Origin of the sequence: Rhodoplanes tepidamans (assembly GCF_030813915.1) — a bacterium.
GTDB classification, from domain to species: domain Bacteria; phylum Pseudomonadota; class Alphaproteobacteria; order Rhizobiales; family Xanthobacteraceae; genus Rhodoplanes; species Rhodoplanes tepidamans.
On record NZ_JAUSUJ010000012.1, the window covers coordinates 1 to 15,667 of the forward strand.

General features: G+C 71.6%; 13 protein-coding genes. 4 read left to right on the forward strand and 9 right to left on the reverse strand.

The window, feature by feature from the left end:
• Positions 1–325: 325 nt before the first annotated feature.
• Positions 326–649 carry a nuclear transport factor 2 family protein gene (locus J2S22_RS15065; RefSeq protein ID WP_272775488.1) on the reverse strand — a complete coding sequence of 108 codons (324 nt, stop codon included), beginning with the start codon at positions 647–649 and terminating at the stop codon, positions 326–328.
• A 109-nt stretch (positions 650–758) separates the two neighbouring features.
• On the opposite strand from J2S22_RS15065, the gene J2S22_RS15070 reads away from it, so the two are divergent.
• Both J2S22_RS15070 and J2S22_RS30915 read left to right on the forward strand, forming a co-directional pair.
• A complete protein-coding gene (locus tag J2S22_RS15070; protein ID WP_272775489.1) occupies positions 759–1,661 on the forward strand; it encodes a LysR family transcriptional regulator in 903 nt (300 codons plus the stop codon).
• 202 nt (positions 1,662–1,863) lie between these two features.
• Positions 1,864–2,007: a hypothetical protein gene (locus J2S22_RS30915; protein WP_370878212.1), complete on the forward strand. Its 144-nt coding sequence runs from the start codon at positions 1,864–1,866 to the stop codon at positions 2,005–2,007.
• A 42-nt stretch (positions 2,008–2,049) separates the two neighbouring features.
• Here the strand turns inward: J2S22_RS30915 and J2S22_RS15080 are convergent, their stop codons facing one another.
• Together J2S22_RS15080 and bcp are read right to left on the reverse strand one after the other, a co-directional pair.
• A complete protein-coding gene (locus J2S22_RS15080; protein ID WP_370878214.1) occupies positions 2,050–3,483 on the reverse strand; it encodes a peptidoglycan DD-metalloendopeptidase family protein in 1,434 nt (477 codons plus the stop codon).
• Positions 3,484–3,868: 385 nt separating this feature from the next.
• The gene (gene bcp / locus J2S22_RS15085; RefSeq protein ID WP_307155844.1) at positions 3,869–4,339 is read right to left on the reverse strand and encodes a thioredoxin-dependent thiol peroxidase; all 471 of its coding nucleotides are present in this window, start codon (positions 4,337–4,339) and stop codon (positions 3,869–3,871) included.
• 156 nt (positions 4,340–4,495) lie between these two features.
• Between bcp and J2S22_RS15090 the strand changes: the two genes are divergently transcribed.
• Complete coding sequence (locus J2S22_RS15090; protein ID WP_272775490.1) at positions 4,496–8,296, forward strand: YhdP family protein; 3,801 nt, start codon at positions 4,496–4,498, stop codon at positions 8,294–8,296.
• A gap of 34 nt (positions 8,297–8,330) precedes the next feature.
• Here J2S22_RS15090 and serB read toward each other — a convergent pair whose 3' ends face one another.
• The 4 genes from serB to J2S22_RS15110 form a co-directional block, all read right to left on the reverse strand.
• Positions 8,331–9,233: a phosphoserine phosphatase SerB gene (serB, locus tag J2S22_RS15095; RefSeq protein ID WP_272775491.1), complete on the reverse strand. Its 903-nt coding sequence runs from the start codon at positions 9,231–9,233 to the stop codon at positions 8,331–8,333.
• 20 nt (positions 9,234–9,253) lie between these two features.
• Entirely contained in the window at positions 9,254–10,474 is a 1,221-nt protein-coding gene (locus J2S22_RS15100; protein WP_272775492.1) for a DUF1015 domain-containing protein, read from the reverse strand.
• A 114-nt stretch (positions 10,475–10,588) separates the two neighbouring features.
• The gene (locus J2S22_RS15105; RefSeq protein WP_272775493.1) at positions 10,589–11,791 is read right to left on the reverse strand and encodes an exo-beta-N-acetylmuramidase NamZ family protein; all 1,203 of its coding nucleotides are present in this window, start codon (positions 11,789–11,791) and stop codon (positions 10,589–10,591) included.
• 38 nt (positions 11,792–11,829) lie between these two features.
• Positions 11,830–12,336, reverse strand: coding sequence for a DOMON-like domain-containing protein (locus tag J2S22_RS15110; protein WP_272775494.1), 507 nt, complete (start codon positions 12,334–12,336; stop codon positions 11,830–11,832).
• Between the two features lie 158 nt (positions 12,337–12,494).
• Between J2S22_RS15110 and J2S22_RS15115 the strand changes: the two genes are divergently transcribed.
• Positions 12,495–13,415, forward strand: coding sequence for an NAD-dependent epimerase/dehydratase family protein (locus J2S22_RS15115; protein WP_272775495.1), 921 nt, complete (start codon positions 12,495–12,497; stop codon positions 13,413–13,415).
• Positions 13,416–13,445: 30 nt separating this feature from the next.
• Here J2S22_RS15115 and J2S22_RS15120 read toward each other — a convergent pair whose 3' ends face one another.
• Positions 13,446–14,063, reverse strand: coding sequence for a hypothetical protein (locus J2S22_RS15120; RefSeq protein WP_272840296.1), 618 nt, complete (start codon positions 14,061–14,063; stop codon positions 13,446–13,448).
• 236 nt (positions 14,064–14,299) lie between these two features.
• Positions 14,300–15,451 carry a PQQ-dependent sugar dehydrogenase gene (locus J2S22_RS15125; protein WP_272775497.1) on the reverse strand — a complete coding sequence of 384 codons (1,152 nt, stop codon included), beginning with the start codon at positions 15,449–15,451 and terminating at the stop codon, positions 14,300–14,302.
• Positions 15,452–15,667 lie beyond the last annotated feature (216 nt).

Below are 15,667 nucleotides of genomic sequence, written 5' to 3' on the forward strand. Positions count from 1 at the left end.
TCGTCCGGGATGCGGGTGCGGGGCTCGGCCTGCGCGGAGCCGCCGACAGCGGCGGCCGCGGCCGCCGCGACGATCGTGTTGCGGATGGGGGTGATTATGGTCTGCTCCTTGTGGGTCGAAGTCGGCTCGTGGGGTCGACGTCCGGGGTCGTGACGACGGCGAGAGCCGTTTCCGCTGATCTCGGCCCACGTCCGCTCATTCCCGCGCAAGCGGGAATCCTGGGCCACACGTCACGCCGCCCTCGGTTCCCCGCCTTCGCCGTAACCAACGGACGTGGGGGCGATTCGTCGCAGCCGAAAACTGCTCCAACGGCCGTTGGAGACGCTCACGCGCCGATCTCCAGCGCCGCGATCTTCCCGTCCTCGAGCCGGAAAGCGAAGGTGAGGAGAGCGGGGCTGCCCGGAAACCGCCCGGTCACGCTGGCGCGGACGATGGTGAGGCCGCGCTCCTGCCGGATCTCGCAGGGCTCTGCCGTGTGGCCGTACTGCGCCTTTGCGGCGCGCCACCAGGCCGCGATGGCATCGGGACCCACATGCGTCCTGCCTTCGTCCCTGACGACGGCGTGGGGCGCGAATGCGCTCGTGGGAGCCGCGGTGCCGGCGGCCTTGTCCGCGTCGAAGTAGGTTTGGAGGGGGGCTGGTAGCTTCACGACCGTCTCCGGGTTGAGTGCGTCTTCGCCCGCCGATCTAAGCGTGGACAGAGATCCCCGAAAGAGGGATAAACTAGGATGCGCCATCACGAATTACGGGATAAATGGGGTGTATCGGCCCGCTCTCGGCGATTTAGACGCCGTCATCGCCATCGCCCGTGAGGGTTCGTTTCGGGGCGCGGCTCTGGCGCTCGGCATGTCCACGACGGCGCTGAGCAATGCCGTGGCGAAGCTCGAGGCGAAGCTCGGCGTGCGCCTGTTCAACAGAACGACGCGCAGTGTGTCTCTGACCGATGCGGGCCGCACCTTCGTCGAACAGGTGAGCCCGGCCCTGCAGGACATTCACGGCGCCATGGACGCCGTTCGGTCACAGCAAGCGACGCCGTCCGGGACATTGCGCATCAATGCATTCGCTGCGGGCGCGCGAGACGTCATGTCGCCGCTGTTTCTCGAATTCCTGCGCCGCCATCCCGAGGTGCATGTCGATCTGGTGGCCGAAGGCCGGTTGGTCGACATCGTCGCCGAAGGCTTCGATCTGGGCCTGCGCCGCGCGGACCTCGTGCCCGCCGACATGATCGCGGTCCCGCTGGGCCGGCCGCAACGCTACGCCGTCGTCGCCACCCCGCGCTACTTCAAGCAGCATGGAAAGCCTCGCACGCCGACGGATCTCCTCCGGCACCGATGCATTCGCATCCGTCTGCCGAACGGGGCGCTGTTCAGGTGGCATTTCGAGAAGCGCGGCGAAACGGCCCAGATCGACGTGACCGGCGCGATCACCTTGGACGAAGCCAGTCTCGCACGCGAGGCGGTTCTGGACGGTATCGGCGTCGGCTTGTTCCTGGAGCAGAACGTGCGCGACGACATCGCGGCCGGTCGCCTCACACGCGTGCTCGACGATTGGACGCCGCCGCTCGGCGATCTGTGCCTCTACTATCCGGGCCGGCGCAACGCGTCGGCCGCCCTCAAGGCGTTTGTGAGCTTGGCCCGCGAGCTCGGCAAGAGGAGACCATAGTGGGGGCCCGCTCCGAGACTGCCGCTTCCGATCGACGGGTTTTCGCTTGCGCTCGACCCACCCTACGGGCTCGATCTGCCGGCGCCCTCGGGCTCGCCGACCATGCCGGCCCGACCAGCTCGCCGGCGGTCAGCGCCAGCGTGTCGCCGTCCCCGCGCGCTCGCCAACGACCCACCGCTGGTGCTCGCCGACGAGCGAGCAGGTGTTCGAGATTCTCTGCGACTGCGCGCGCGGCAAGACCGTGATCGCCGTCACCCACGACCTCGACATCGCCCGCCGCGTGGACCGCCGCATCGCGCTGATGGAGGGCGCCATGGTGGCGGCCGGGCGGGGCGGGACGATGTGAGGCATGCGCCGGCTGAGGTGGGCGCCGGCCGAGCCGGGTCTGTCAGAGCGCGCCCATGCGCAGGCCGGCGCGGAGGAACTTCTGGGGATCGACGGCGTCGCCGGAGACGCGGGTCTCGTAGTGCAGGTGCGGGCCGGTCGAGCGGCCGGTGGAGCCGATGCGGCCGATCACCTGGCCGATCTTCACGCTCTGGCCCTGGCGCACCAGGATTTCCGACATGTGGCCGTAGCGGGTCGAAAGGCCGTGACCGTGGTCGATCTCGACCAGCTTGCCGTAGCCGCCGCTCCAGCCGGCCGTGGTGACCGTGCCGTTGGCGGTCGCCCGGATCGGCTCGCCGACGCTGCCGCGGAAGTCGAGGCCGGTGTGCATGGCGGGCCGGCCGAGGAACGGATCGAGCCGCACCCCGAACGTCGAGCTGAAGTCGACATTGCCGGCGACCGGCTTGCGGATCGGGATCGTCACCAGCGTCCTGCTCAGGCGCTCGGCCTGCTCGCGGGCGAGGCGCACACGCTGGACCTGGCGCTCGAATACCGGCTGCACGGAGGCGAGCCGGTAGGGCACGAAGGGGCCGCCGACGTTCTTCTCGGGCGGCGCCGTGCGCTCCAGCCCGAGATCGGCCAGCACGGCGCGGATGCGCTTCGCCTTGCTTTCGTAGGTCTCTTCCAGCGACGCGAGCGAGGCGGTCTGCCGGCCCTCGAGACGGTCGAGCGCGCCGTGCAGGCGCGCGATCTTGCCTTCGATGCCGGGCAGGATGTTACGGCTCGCCGCCGCCATCGCGCTCGGTGGCTGGCGCGACTCGAGCCGCGCCTGGCGATCCGGCGGCGTCTTGAAGATCACGGTGTCGCTGATCGGCGAGGCCTTGGGCGTCGCCGGCTCGGGCGGGGCGTTGCGGCCCGGCGCCCGGATCGCGCCGGTGACGTCGGGGGCGGCGGCGCCCGCTCCGCCGATGCTGCCGAGCGCCGAGGCGCGGCTCTCGAGCGCACTCTGGCGGCGGATCACCTGCTCGAGCTTCTGCTCGAACTGCTCCTGGTCGAGGAGCTGGCGGGTCGTCACCCGGTCGACCTGCGAGCGCATCTCGGCGATGCGGTCCTCGTAGGCGGCTTCGATCTCGGCCTGCCGGGCGATCATCCGGGTGATGACGTCGTCGTGGAAGGCGAAATAGGTGGCCGTCACGACCGACCAGCCGGCCATGATCACCAGGGTACCGACCACGGTCCAGAAGGCGACCGGGCCGATCCGGACCTGGCGGGCTCCGTAGCCGAACGTGAAAGGGCGCCGTTTCGGCGCGGCGGCGGCCGGTGCGGGGCGGCCGGATGTAGCAGGGGCCGCCGGCCGCGGGGCCGGTGCCGGGCGGATCGGCTGCGGCCGGGCCGGTTCCTCGGCGAGACGGCGACGGTCGTCGGCCGCGACCGGATGGCCGTGTCCAGGGTCGTATCCGGCCGTCTGGCCGTGACGGTGCGCGCGATGAGCGGCGATGAGCTCTGCATAGGCCTCGGCGTGCCGGGCCGACGGCTCGGCGTGCCGGGGCGCGTGCTCGGCGGCCCGCGGCACGTAGTCGGCGTGGCGATGAGCCTGCTCGGTGTGCCGCGGTGTCGTCGCCGGAGCGGTCGCCTGGGGGGCGCGCCGGGGTGGCTCCCAGGACCGCTCGGCACGGTCGTGCATCGGCCGGTCATGATGACCGAGATCCTGGTGGGGCCGATGCGACATTCACGCTCCCTGCGGGGCCGGTGGTCCGGTCCTGACGAGACGTGAATGTCATCACTGCATGGTAAAGATTTCCCAAACGAATCACGGCCATATCGCGGCATTTTTCCCCGCCGTGGCAACTCCGGCCGGGACGCGCCGTGGGACCTCGCCCGGGCTAGATCGCCTTGGCGGCGGCCAGCACGTCATCGGCATGGCCATCCACCTTCACGGAGGGCCAGATTTTTGCGATCCGGCCGTCCGGGCCGATCAGGAAGGTGGTCCGGGTGATTCCCATGAAGGTTTTGCCGTACATGGACTTCTCGCCCCACACCCCGTACGCCTCGAGCATCGCATGGGTTTCGTCGGAGGCGAGCGGGATGGTCAGCCCGTGCTTCTTCACGAAGCCGTCCTGCTTCTTCGGCGGATCGGCCGACACGCCGAGAATGTCGGTCTTCGCCTTGGCGAAGGCCGCCTTGGCGGCCGAGAAGGCCTGTGCCTCGCGGGTGCAGCCGGGGGTGTCGGCCTTGGGGTAGAAGTACAACACCAGCTTGCGGCCGGCGAAATCGGAGAGCGACACCTCGCCGCCGCCGTCGCGCGGCAGCCGGAAGTCGGGGGCGGGATCTCCTTCGCGCAGTTTCAACGACATGTGCCTTCCTTTCGACGCTTTCGCAGCGCTCTTTAAAGGCCGGGGTTATCGGGAATAAGTCCCTGACCGAACGACCGATGTGTCGGGCGTCGCGCCCGCCGGGCCGGAGCGTGCAAGGGGCATTGTGCGGGTAGGGAACGGGGCCGTCCAGAACGCATGGCGGACAAGACGCTGAGTCCGAAACTCGCTGCCTTGCGCAGCCTGGAGGCGAGCCTGCATCTGCACAAATGTGCGGAGGCGGCGCGCGCCCGAGCTTGTCGCGACCAGTCCGATACGCCCACCGATCCGTCCTCCGCCTCCGCTGATTCTGCATCCAACGAGACGTCTGCAGCGACGCCGCGGACCGACCCGGGCGCCGCGCCGATCTGCCGGTCGGGCCGGCGGCACATCGGTGGTCGACTCGTCGCCGGCTGCGCCGCCTTCGGCGCGGGCGCCTCGACCTCGGCGAACGCAGCGCTCCGGCGCCTCGCCGCTCTCGACCTGCGCGGCGCCGGCTGGCATGCGCGGCAGGCACTCGTCCACGCCCTCGGCCTGCGCGCCACCCGGGTCTGCCTGCTCGCAACCGGGGTTCCGGTCCTGCTGGTGGCGTTCGTCGGCGGCGGGCTGTGGTGGCGCCTGTCGATGGGGCCGATCCCGCTCGACATCGCGACCCCGTGGCTGACCGCGGCGATCGCCGAGAATCTCGGCAACCGCTACGCCGTCGAGGTCGGCGGCACGGTGATCGAGCTCGACGAGAACCGCCGCATGGCGGTGCGGGTGCGCGACGTCGTCGTGAAGGACAGCGACGGCGCCGTCGTCGCCACGGCGCCCAAGGCGGAGGCCGGCTTCACGGCCGGGACCCTGCTGTCCGGCCGCCCGCGCGCCGAGAGCATCAACCTGGTCGGCGCCGAGATCGCGCTCCGCGTCGAGACCGACGGCAAGGTCACGGTGTTCGCCGGCGCCGACAAGCGGCCGATCGCGACCTCGCCGGTGCTCGCCGCGGCCGGCTCGACCCCGGTGCCGCTGAAGACCGAGCCGGTTCCGGACGCGAACGGCGCTTCCGAACCGGCCCGCAGCGCCGCCGAGAACTTCTCGGCCCTGCTCGCCTGGGTCGACAGTCTCGGCAGGCTCGGCCTCGACGGCGGCGACCTCACCGAGGTCGGCCTGAAGAGCGGCAATCTCGTCGTCGACGATCAGCGCAGTGGCCGCCAGTCACGCTTCGAGAACATCCATCTCAGCATGACCCGGCCGCAGCCGGGCGAGCTGTCGGTGACGCTCGGCTCGCAGGACCCGGAGCGGCCCTGGGTCGTGGTCGGCGCCGTGAAGACCACCCCGCAGGGCTCGCGCGCGGTGCGGGTCGAGGCCCGCAAGGTGTCGGCGCGCGACATCCTGATGGCGATGCGGCTCGACGAGGGCGTCGAGTCCGACCTGCCGATCTCGGCGAGCCTGCGGGCCGAGATCGCCCCCGACGGCACCCCGAGCTTCGCCAGCGGCCGCCTGCTGATGGGCCCCGGCATGGTCGGCGAGGTCGGCGACGCCCTCAATCGCGTCACCGTCGACCGCTTCGAGGCGAGCCTCGAATGGGATGCCGCCCGCGGCCTGATCGTCACGCCGTTCCAGCTCGTCTCCGGTACCACCCGGATGACTCTGATCGGCCAGGCGGAGCCGCCGACCGAGGCGGGCCAGCCCTGGCAACTCGGCCTGCGCGGCGGCAGCGTCGTGCTCGGTTCGTCGGCCCAGGGCGAAAACCCGCTGCTGATCAACCGCGTGCTCCTGCGCGGCCGCTTCGATCCCGCGACGCGCCGGCTCGACATCCAGCACGGCGAGGCGGGCGGCGGCGACGTCAACATCGCCATGTCGGGCTTCGTCGATCTCGCCGGCGGCGATCCGCGCCTCGTCGTCGGCATGGCCGCGCGGCACATGTCCGCGACCTCGTTCAAGCGCATCTGGCCGCCCTTCGTGAACCCGCCGGTGCGCGAATGGGTGATGGACAACATGGCGGGCGGCATGCTCGACCGCATCGAGATCGCCACCAACGCGCCGCTCTCGACGCTGCGGGCCGGAGGCCCGCCGGTGCCCGATGACGGTCTCTCGATCGAGATCGTCTCCAACGGCACCCAGGTGAAGCTGATGGAGGCGCTGCCGCCGATCCGCGACTCCGATCTCGTGATGCGGGTGCGCGGCCGCCAGATCGCCGTGGCGCTCGGGCGCGGCGTCGCCGAGCTGCCGTCGGGGCGTCGCATGACCGTGACCAACGGCCTGTTCGAGGTGCCGGATTCGCACGGGCCGAAGCCGCCCGCCAAGGTGCGGGCCCGGGTCGACGGCCCGGCGCCGGCGGCGGCCGAGTTCCTGTCGCTCGACCGCATCCGCGAGAGCACCGGGGCGCCGCTCGATCCGAACAACTGCCGCGGCACGGTCAGCGCCCAGGTGACAGTCGCGACCCGCATCGAATCCGATCCGCCGCCCGGCGCGTTCGCCTATTCGATCGCCGCCGACGTGACCAACTTCGCCGTCGACAAGTTCGCGCTGTCGCAGAAGCTCGAGGCACAGACGCTCAAGGTCGCCGCCACCCAGCAGGGCTGGCAGGTGAAAGGCGACGTCAGGGTCGGCGGCGTCCCGGCCGCCATCGAGTACCGGAAGGCGAAGGGCGACGAGGACGCCGAGCTGCGGCTGACCGCCACGATGGACGACGCCGCGCGCGCCAAGCTCGGCTTCGACCTCGGCGCCGCCGTCTCGGGCCCGATCCCGATCAAGATGTCGGGGCGGCTGGCGAGCCAGCCCGACCAGGACAACCGCCTGCTGGTCGAGTCCGACCTGACCCACGCCCGCATCGACAACCTGCTGCCGAGCTGGGTGAAGCCCGCCGGCAAGCCGGCCAGGACGGTGTTCACCTATGTGGGACGTGGCAAGGCGGCGCGGTTCGATGACGTGAGCATCGACGGCTCCGGCGCCGCCGTGAAGGGGGGCATCGAACTCGACGGCAACGGCGAGTTCCTGGCCGCCTCCTTCCCGGTGTTCGGCCTGTCCGACGGCGACAAGGCGAGCCTCAAGGCGGAGCGCGGCCCCGACGGCATCATGAAGGTGACGATCCGGGGCGATGTCTACGACGGACGCAATCTGGTGAAGTCGGTGATGGGCGGCTCGGGCACCGATCACAAGAAGCAGGCGGCCCAGCCCGACGTCGACCTCGACGCCAAGATCGGAGCGCTCGCCGGGTTCAACGGCGAGGCACTGCGCGCCGTCGATCTCAAATTCGTGCGTCGCGCCGGCAAGCTCGACGCGTTCAGCCTCGCCGCCAAGATCGGCGGCGACGCCGCCCTGATCGGCGACCTGCGCGGCCGCGTCGGCGGCGGCCAGGTGATCTATGTCGAGAGCAAGGATGCCGGCGCCCTGTTCCGCTTCACCGACACCTATGCCCGCATGTATGGCGGCCAGATGTGGGTCGCCATGGACCCCCCGAGCGCCGACCGCAAGCCAAAGGAAGGCCTGCTCAACGTGCGCGACTTCTGGGTCCGCGGCGAGGCCTCGCTCGACCGGGTCGCCGCCTCGGGCGCGCCGGGTGCGCAGAATCCGGGCGTCGAGTTCTCGCGCATGCGGGTGGAGTTCTCGAAATCCGCCGGCAAGCTGATGATCCGCGACGGCGTGGTGCGCGGCCCGATGGTCGGCGCGACGCTCGAAGGCGCCATCGACTACGCCTCCAACGAGGTGCGCATGCGCGGCACCTTCGTGCCGCTCTACGGGCTCAACAACGCCTTCGGCCAGATCCCGATCGTCGGCCTGTTCCTCGGCGGCGGCGACAAGGAGGGCCTGCTCGGCGTCACCTACGAGGTGGTCGGCACGCCCGGCGCCCCGGTGCTGCGGGTGAACCCGATCTCCGCCGTCGCCCCCGGCGTGCTGCGCAAGTTCTTCGAGTTCCCCAGCACGCTCTCCGGCACCGACCGCGGCAGCGGCCAGGACATGCGTTCGGCGATCCAGTGAGTTTCGGTCGTTCCGGGGCGCGCCGGAACCGGTCTCACGCGTCCACGAACTCGCTCGTCCGATAGCCCTGCGCATAGAGGAGCGCGGTGAGGTCGGCGTGGTCGATGCGGGCGTCGGCCGCCGCGGCGACGGCCGGCTTGGCCCGGTAGGCGACGCCGAGGCCCGCCTCGTCGATCATGGCGAGGTCGTTGGCGCCGTCGCCGACCACCATGGTGTCGTGCTGGGCGAGGCCCAGCGCCTCGCGGCGGTCGTGCAGGGTGGTGCGCTTGGCCTCGCGGCCGATCAGCGGCGGCAGCACGCGGCCGGTCAGGCGCTTGTCGGGCCCGATCTCGAGCGCATTGCCGACATGCTCGGCGAAGCCGATCGTCGCCGCGACCCGCGCCGTGAACAGGGTGAAGCCGCCGGAGACGAGGCAGGTGCGGGCGCCGTTCGCCGCCATCGTGCGCACCAGGGCGCGGGCGCCGGGATTGATGGTGATCCGCGTCTCGATGACCTCGTCGATCAGGCTCACGGGCAGGCCCGCCAGCAGCGCGACGCGCTCGACCAGCGCCGGCTCGAAGGCGATCTCGCCTCGCATCGCCCGCTCCGTGATGGCGGCGATGTGGGCCTTGCGGCCGATCATGTCGGCGATCTCGTCGATGCATTCCTGGCCGATCATGGTCGAGTCCATGTCGGCGAGGAGCAGCTTCTTGCGGCGGTCAGTGACGGGCTGCACGACGACGTCCACGGGCCGCGGCGCCAGCAGGCCGCGCAGCCGCTCGGCCAGCGCCCGCTCGTCGAGCGCCCCGCGCGGGGTGAACGGCAGATCGACCGCCACGCCGGGCGCCAGCCAGTCGGGCAGGCCGGGCGACGGCAGGGCGGTGCGCGCCAGCGCTGCCGTCGCGGCATCGAGAGCGGGCGTCTGCGGATCGACGATCAGGGTGGCGACGTGGGTCATGAACGCAGCAGCCCCGTCCCTCAGTCCAGCACGTGGCTGACCATGCCGTCGGCCAGCTTGGGCTCGAACCAGGTCGACTTGGGGGGCATGATCTCGCCGGCGTCGGCGACCGCCATCAGGTCGACCATCTGGGTCGGGTAGAGCGAGAACGCTGCGGCGGCGTCGCCGGCGAGCACCCGGCGCGCCAGTTCCTCGACGCCGCGGCCGCCGCCGACGAAATCGATGCGCTTGTCGCGGCGCTGGTCGGTGATGCCGAACAGCGGCTCGATGGCGTTCTTCGTCAGCAGCGTGATCGGCAGGCGGCCGACCGGATCGTCCGTCGGCACGAGCTCCGGATGCAGCGCGAGCGCGTACCAGGCGCCGTCGACGAACAGGCCGAACGCGTTCGCCGCCGCCGGACGCACCGGGCCGTCCGCCAGCGTCACCTCGAAGCGCTCGCCGAGCGCGGCGAGCAGCGAGGCCGGCGTATGGCCGTTCAGGTCCTTCATCAACCGATTGTAATCGAGGATCGTCATCTGGCGGTCGGGGAACATCACGGCCAGGAACTGGCTGTGAGAGCCCGGACCACCGCGCGCCGCGGCGACCCGCGAGGCGGCCGCCGAGCGGTGGTGGCCGTCGGCGATGTAGAGGTTGGGCAGGGCGTCGATCATGCGGGTGAGCTGCGACACCGTCTCGGGGCCGTCCACCACCCACATCTCGTGGCGGACGCCGTCGTCGGCCGTCACGTCCACGGCCCGCTCCGTCCCGGTGACCTGGGCGAGCAGCGCGTCGAGGCCGGGCGCGTCCCGGTAGGCGAGCATCACGGGCCCGGTCTGGGCGTTCACGGCCTCGATCTGGCGGACGCGGTCGTCCTCCTTGGCGGGCGTGGTCAGCTCGTGCTTGCGGATGCGGTTGGTGTCGTAGTCGGCGACCGAGGCCGCGACGGCGAGGCCGGTCTGCACACGGTCGCGCCAGGTCAGCCGGTAGGCGTAGTAGCTCGGCACGTCGTCGCGGATCAGCACGCCGTCGGCGACCATGCGGTCGAGGTTCTCGCGCGCCTTGGCGTAGACGGCCGGAGCGTAGGGGTCGATGCCCGGATCCAGGTCGATCTCGGGCTTGGAGATGTGCAGGAAGCTCCACGGCTTGCCGGCCGCGCGGGCGCGCGCCTCGTCGCTCGACAGCACGTCGTAGGGCGGTGCCAGGACCTCGGCGGCGCGTCCCGGCGCGGGACGGAGGGCACGGAAGGGTTGAACCAGGGGCACGGGAACACTCCGACGGGGGTCGATTTTTCGGAGCCGGTTTAGCACCTCGCGCGGCCGGCGGAAGGGATTCTTCGCGATGCTGCGCCCCGCCGTCCCGTCCGCCCGAGCCCAGGGTCAATAAAGGAGGTAGGGCCGGCGTTCCTCGGCCCAGGCCGCCTCGTCGGGGTGCGTCAGCATGTCGAGGTCGGGGGGCCTCGCCGCCGGATCGTCCACCCAGTCGCGCAGCGCCGGCCCACCGTTGATGACGTCGATGGCGAGCCGCTCCAGCTCGTATTCGTAAGGAAAGTCCCGCCACAGCGGGTAGTCGGGCCGGAGCCGGCGGACGGCCTTGAAGGCCAGCGCCTGCAGGCGCCATGGCCGGAACGCGGCGTGGTCGTAGACCGGGGCCTCGGCGTGGATCTGCACGCCGTGGCAGAGCGTTCCGGCATGCTTGTGGAAGGTCGGCTCGAACCAGATCTCGCGCAGCGTGCAGCCCCCGAGCCAGTGCGGCGCGAGCACCCGCATCTCGGCCATCACGGCCCGCGCATCGATGTCGGGCGCGCCGAACAGCTCCAGCGGCCGGGTGGTGCCGCGCCCTTCGGAGAGGGTCGTGCCCTCCAGCATGACGGTGCCGGCATAGGCGCGTGCCATGGCGAGGTTGGGCGCGTTGGGGCTGGGATTGACCCACGCCCGCTCGCCGAGCGGCCAGCCGAAGCCCGGAGCCGCGTCGGGCTGCCAGCCGTCCATGGCGATCACCCGATAGTCGACGTCGAGCTTCAGGGTCGCGACGAACCAGCGGCCGAGCTCGCCGAGCGTCAGGCCGTGACGCATCGGCATCGCTCCGGCGCCCACGAAGCTCTCCTGTCCGGGGCGCAGGGTCAGGCCTTCGATCGGCCGGCCGACCGGGTTCGGGCGGTCGAGCACCCACACGGCCTTGCCGTGGCGGGCTGCGGCCTCCAGCACGTAACGCAGCGTCGTGACGAAGGTGTAGATGCGGCAGCCGAGGTCCTGCAGGTCGACCAGCAGCACGTCGAACCTGTCCATCATGGCGTCGGTCGGCCGGCGGACTTCGCCGTACAGGCTGAACACCGGGATGCCGTGCACCGGGTCGGAAAAGTCCGGCGATTCGACCATGTTGTCCTGCTTGTCGCCGCGCAGTCCGTGCTGAGGCCCGAAGGCGGCCGTCAGCGTTACGTCGCCGAGGGTGGCGAGCGCGTCCAGCGCATGCGTCAGATCCGCGGTGACCGAGGCCGGATGGGCGAGCAGCCCGACGCGCCGGCCGGCGAGCGGGGCGCGCAGCGTGGGCTCGGCGAGGAGGCGGTCGAGTCCGAATCTCATGAAAGTCCCCGCATGTCCCGTCCCGGTTCGGCGCGGCGTCATGCTGTACAGGGCGGCAGGGTGGCCGCAAAGCCGTCCGCGTGGTGGAAGTCCGGCTTTCCGGCGGGATGCACCAGCGCCCAGTAGGACAGGCCGCCCTGCCGGTCCTCGATCACGGCCGACAGGGCGAGGCGCCAGGGCGCGTGCAGAGGGAGATCGGTCAGGCCCTTGAATGCGAGCGTTGCGGTCAGGACGGCGCGGTCGCCGGCGGCCGCCAGCGCGATCTCCGGCGTGGCAATCGGCTCCACGGCGCGCATTCCACTGCGATAGCGATCGAACCGGTAGGCGGCCCAGGCGGTCGAAGGCGAGAGGTTGAATTCGACATAGCCCTCTCCCGGTTCGGGGCGAAGAAACGCCTCGAAGCAGGTGTGCCGCCACAGGCCGTCGGTGCGGACCGCGGCGGCCGGCGCCGGCCAGCGGATCGCGGCGATGTCGCCCGTGACCTCGAAGGTCAGCGCGATGCGGTCGGCGGCCGGGCGCACCAGTTCGACCGCGAGGCCGGTCACGGCGGGGCAGGGGGTGTCGCGGTGGGGATGCAGAGGCAGGCGCATGGGAAGGTTCTACACGGCGGCGGCACTTGCCGACGAGGAGAGGCGTTTCGGTCCGCCACAGAAAGTGCACCACGCCGCCCTACCGTCGGTCTCCTGGACGCACGGGAGGGGGCATGGCGCCGCTGATCGCCCTGACGGGCGCGACCGGGTTCATCGGCCGGCACCTTCTGCAGGCGCTGCCGGCGCAGGGCTTTCGGGTGCGGGCGCTGCTGCGGCGGCCGGCCGCGCTGCCGGCGGAGGCGACCGGCGCCGTGATCGGCGACATCGCGCGGCCGCAGAACATGGCGGCGGCGCTGGAGGGCGTCGACGCCATCGTCCATTCGGCGGCGCTGACCCCGGGCCTCACCGGGACGCCCGCTGACGACTACCGCGCCATGAACACCGAGGCGACGGTGGCGCTGGCCCGGGCGGCGCAGCGCGCCGGCGTGAAGCGCTTCGTCTTCCTGTCGTCGATCCGGGCCCAGGCGGGCCCGACCGTCGCCGGCGTCCTCACCGAGGCGAGCCCGGAGGCGCCGGAGTCCGAGTACGGCCGCTCCAAGCTCGCGGCCGAGCGGGGACTCGCGGCGCTCGATCTCGACTGGGTGGCATTGCGTCCGGCCCTGGTCTACGGACCCGGCTGCCGCGGCAATGTCGCCGAACTCCTGCGGCTCTCCCGCTCGTCCTGGCCGCTGCCGTTCGGATCCCTGGTGGCCGGCCGCTCGCTCCTCGCCCTGGAGAACCTCGCCGGCGCGGTCGCGACCGTGCTGGCGCATCCGGCGCCGCTGCGGCGCGCCTTCGTGGTCGCCGACCGCGACGTGCTCGGAGTCGCGGCCATGATCGCGGCGATGCGCCGCGGCCTCGGCCGGCCGCCCGGGCTCGTGCCGATCCCGGTGCCGCTGCTGCGCGCCGGCTTCGCCGCGGCCGGCAGGACCGAGACGTTCCGGCGGCTCGCCGAGCCGCTGGTCGTCGACGCCGCGGCGCTGGCCGGCCTCGGCTGGACACCGACGGTCGCCACCGCCGCGGGGCTGGAGCGGCTGGCGCGGGACGCCGGCTGACGCTGTCGGGCGATCGCCCGGTCGAAGCCGTCAGGCGGCGGTTCGATCGGTCCCGGCGCGCGTCGCGGCGGCGCGGGTTTCCGCCGCGGCTCGCTCCGCGGCGACCCGCGCCCAGCCCAGCATCGTCTCGACGCCCGTATTGAATGCTTCCGCCTGGAACAGGGCGAGGTGCTGGGGCGTGCGATGACGCAGGAAGGCGGTCATGCGGTCGCCGGCGATGTACTCCACGTAGCGGCGCGTCCAGGCCGACCAGTCGTTCGAGGCCCGCATCGCGACGGCCATCAGCTCGGCATTCGACCGCGCGACGAGGTCGAAATGAGCGCGCGCGCAGGCGTTCATGTGCGTCGTCATCTCGGCGCCGGCCGCGAGCAGGCGTTGCGCCATCGCGGCGTTCTGGCCGAAGAGGTCGGCGCCGGCGCGGGCCGTGAGCCCGAGGGCCGCGTCGATGCCGCCGGGCGTGTCCGGCAGGTCGACCTGCCGGCCGGAGGCCGCACGGCGCGTCGGGGTGGGGACCCATTGTCCGATGGCGGATGCGTCCGACATCGGCTCGGTCTGTCCGGGAACGCTGGACGGCGCCTCCTCGGGCGCCAGCACGATCGGGGGTGGGACGGTCTCGACGGAATGCTCGAGAGGCGCATGCTGGTCCATCGTGGTCTCCATCGACGGTGACGTCAGACTTCCGGCATTCCCATTTCTTTATCTCTCATTATTCCCGATTCTCATGACTGTTTTTGCAGTCGAGAGATTCAATCCGCGACGCGCGGACCTGTTCCGGAGTACCTCCTGTTTATTGTGGACTTGCGCGCGTTCGACGCCGGCCGACGCATGAAAATCTCATGCATTCCCATCGCGTGATGATGCGGCACGACAGCGCTGCCGCCGGCTCACTCCGCTGGCGTCAGCCGCAGGATGCGCCCGTCCGGCTCGTCGGTGGTCGCCAGCACGTCGCCGTCGACGCCCTGGCGGACGTTGCGGATTCGGGTGCCGAGCAGGATGCGCTCCTCGCCCGTGACCTTGTCGCCGTCGAGCGTCAGCCGCACCAGTCCGCGCGAGGACAGGCCGCTGATCAGCAGGCTGCCGCGCCAGCCGGGAATGCGGTCGCCCGTGTAGAAGGTCATTCCGGAGGGCGAGATCACCGGCGTCCAGTGGCGGATCGCGTCGGCGAGGTCCGGCCGGGTCGTCGGCTCCGGGATCGGCTTGCCGTCGTAATGGCTGCCCCAGCTCACCAGCGGCCAGCCGTAGTTCTTGCCCGCCTGCGGTATGTTGAGCTCGTCGCCGCCGCGCGGCCCCATCTCGGTCGTCCACAGGGCACCCGTCTCGGGATGAATGACGCCGCCGAGCGGGTTGCGGTGGCCGTAGGACCAGATCTCGGGCCGAGCACCCTTTCGGTTCACGAAGGGGTTGTCGTCCGGCGCCGACCCGTCGGGGCGGATGCGCACCACCTTGCCGAGATGGGTGCCGAGGTCCTGGGCGGGATCGAACTTGAAGCGCTCGCCGAGCGTCACGAACAGGGTCCCGTCGCGCCGGAAGGCGATGCGCGACCCGAAATGGTTGCCGCCGGAGACCTTCGGCAGCTGGCGGAAGATCACGGTCAGGTCCTCGAGGGCCCCGTCGGCGAGCCGCGCCCGCGCCACGGCGGCGCCGGCGCCGCCGTCACCCGGCTCCGCATAGGTGATGTAGACGACGCGGTTCTGCGCGAATCCGGGATCGAGCGCGACGTCGTGCAGGCCGCCCTGGCCCTGCGCGAACACCTCGGGAACGCCCTTCAGGGGCGGCGACAGCATGCCGTCGCGGGCGACCATGCGCAGCCGGCCGGGCCGCTCGGTCACCAGCATGCGGCCGTCGGGCAGCACGGCGAGCCCCCAGGGATGCACCAGCCCGCCCGCCACGGTGCGCACGATCAGCGGGCCCGAGCGGCTGTCGACCCGGCGCTCCGGTCCGGCCGAGGATTGCGCGCAGGCGGGCGAAATCGTCGCCGTCGTGGCGGCAAGGAGCACGGCCAGCGCACCGGTCGTCGGGAGAAGGCGGGGGCTCATGAATGGTCTCCAGGCGTCTCGCATGGTCGCCGCGGCCCGAGTCGCGGCGGCCCGACCTCAACCCGGGGACGGCACGCCCCGTTCCGGCCGCGCCGACATGCCGCGGTGCGGCCAAAGGCTCGCCCGGGCGTGCGGCGGCAGGATGACGCCCGGCAGCAGCCCCGTGCGCCGTGTGGTAAGGGGACCGGCCGCCGATCCCGCCGGTTCCGAGCCGTC

What these genes read in the sequence shown, in the direction of transcription:
- bcp (WP_307155844.1), bottom strand. Translation starts at nt 4,339, where the DNA reads ATGTCGTTGAAACTGCGCGAAGGAGATCCCGCCCCCGACTTCCGGCTG.
- J2S22_RS15090 (WP_272775490.1), top strand. Translation starts at nt 4,496, where the DNA reads ATGGCGGACAAGACGCTGAGTCCGAAACTCGCTGCCTTGCGCAGCCTG.
- serB (WP_272775491.1), bottom strand. Translation starts at nt 9,233, where the DNA reads ATGACCCACGTCGCCACCCTGATCGTCGATCCGCAGACGCCCGCTCTC.
- J2S22_RS15105 (WP_272775493.1), bottom strand. Translation starts at nt 11,791, where the DNA reads ATGAGATTCGGACTCGACCGCCTCCTCGCCGAGCCCACGCTGCGCGCC.
- J2S22_RS15115 (WP_272775495.1), top strand. Translation starts at nt 12,495, where the DNA reads ATGGCGCCGCTGATCGCCCTGACGGGCGCGACCGGGTTCATCGGCCGG.
- J2S22_RS15120 (WP_272840296.1), bottom strand. Translation starts at nt 14,063, where the DNA reads ATGGACCAGCATGCGCCTCTCGAGCATTCCGTCGAGACCGTCCCACCC.
- J2S22_RS15125 (WP_272775497.1), bottom strand. Translation starts at nt 15,451, where the DNA reads ATGAGCCCCCGCCTTCTCCCGACGACCGGTGCGCTGGCCGTGCTCCTT.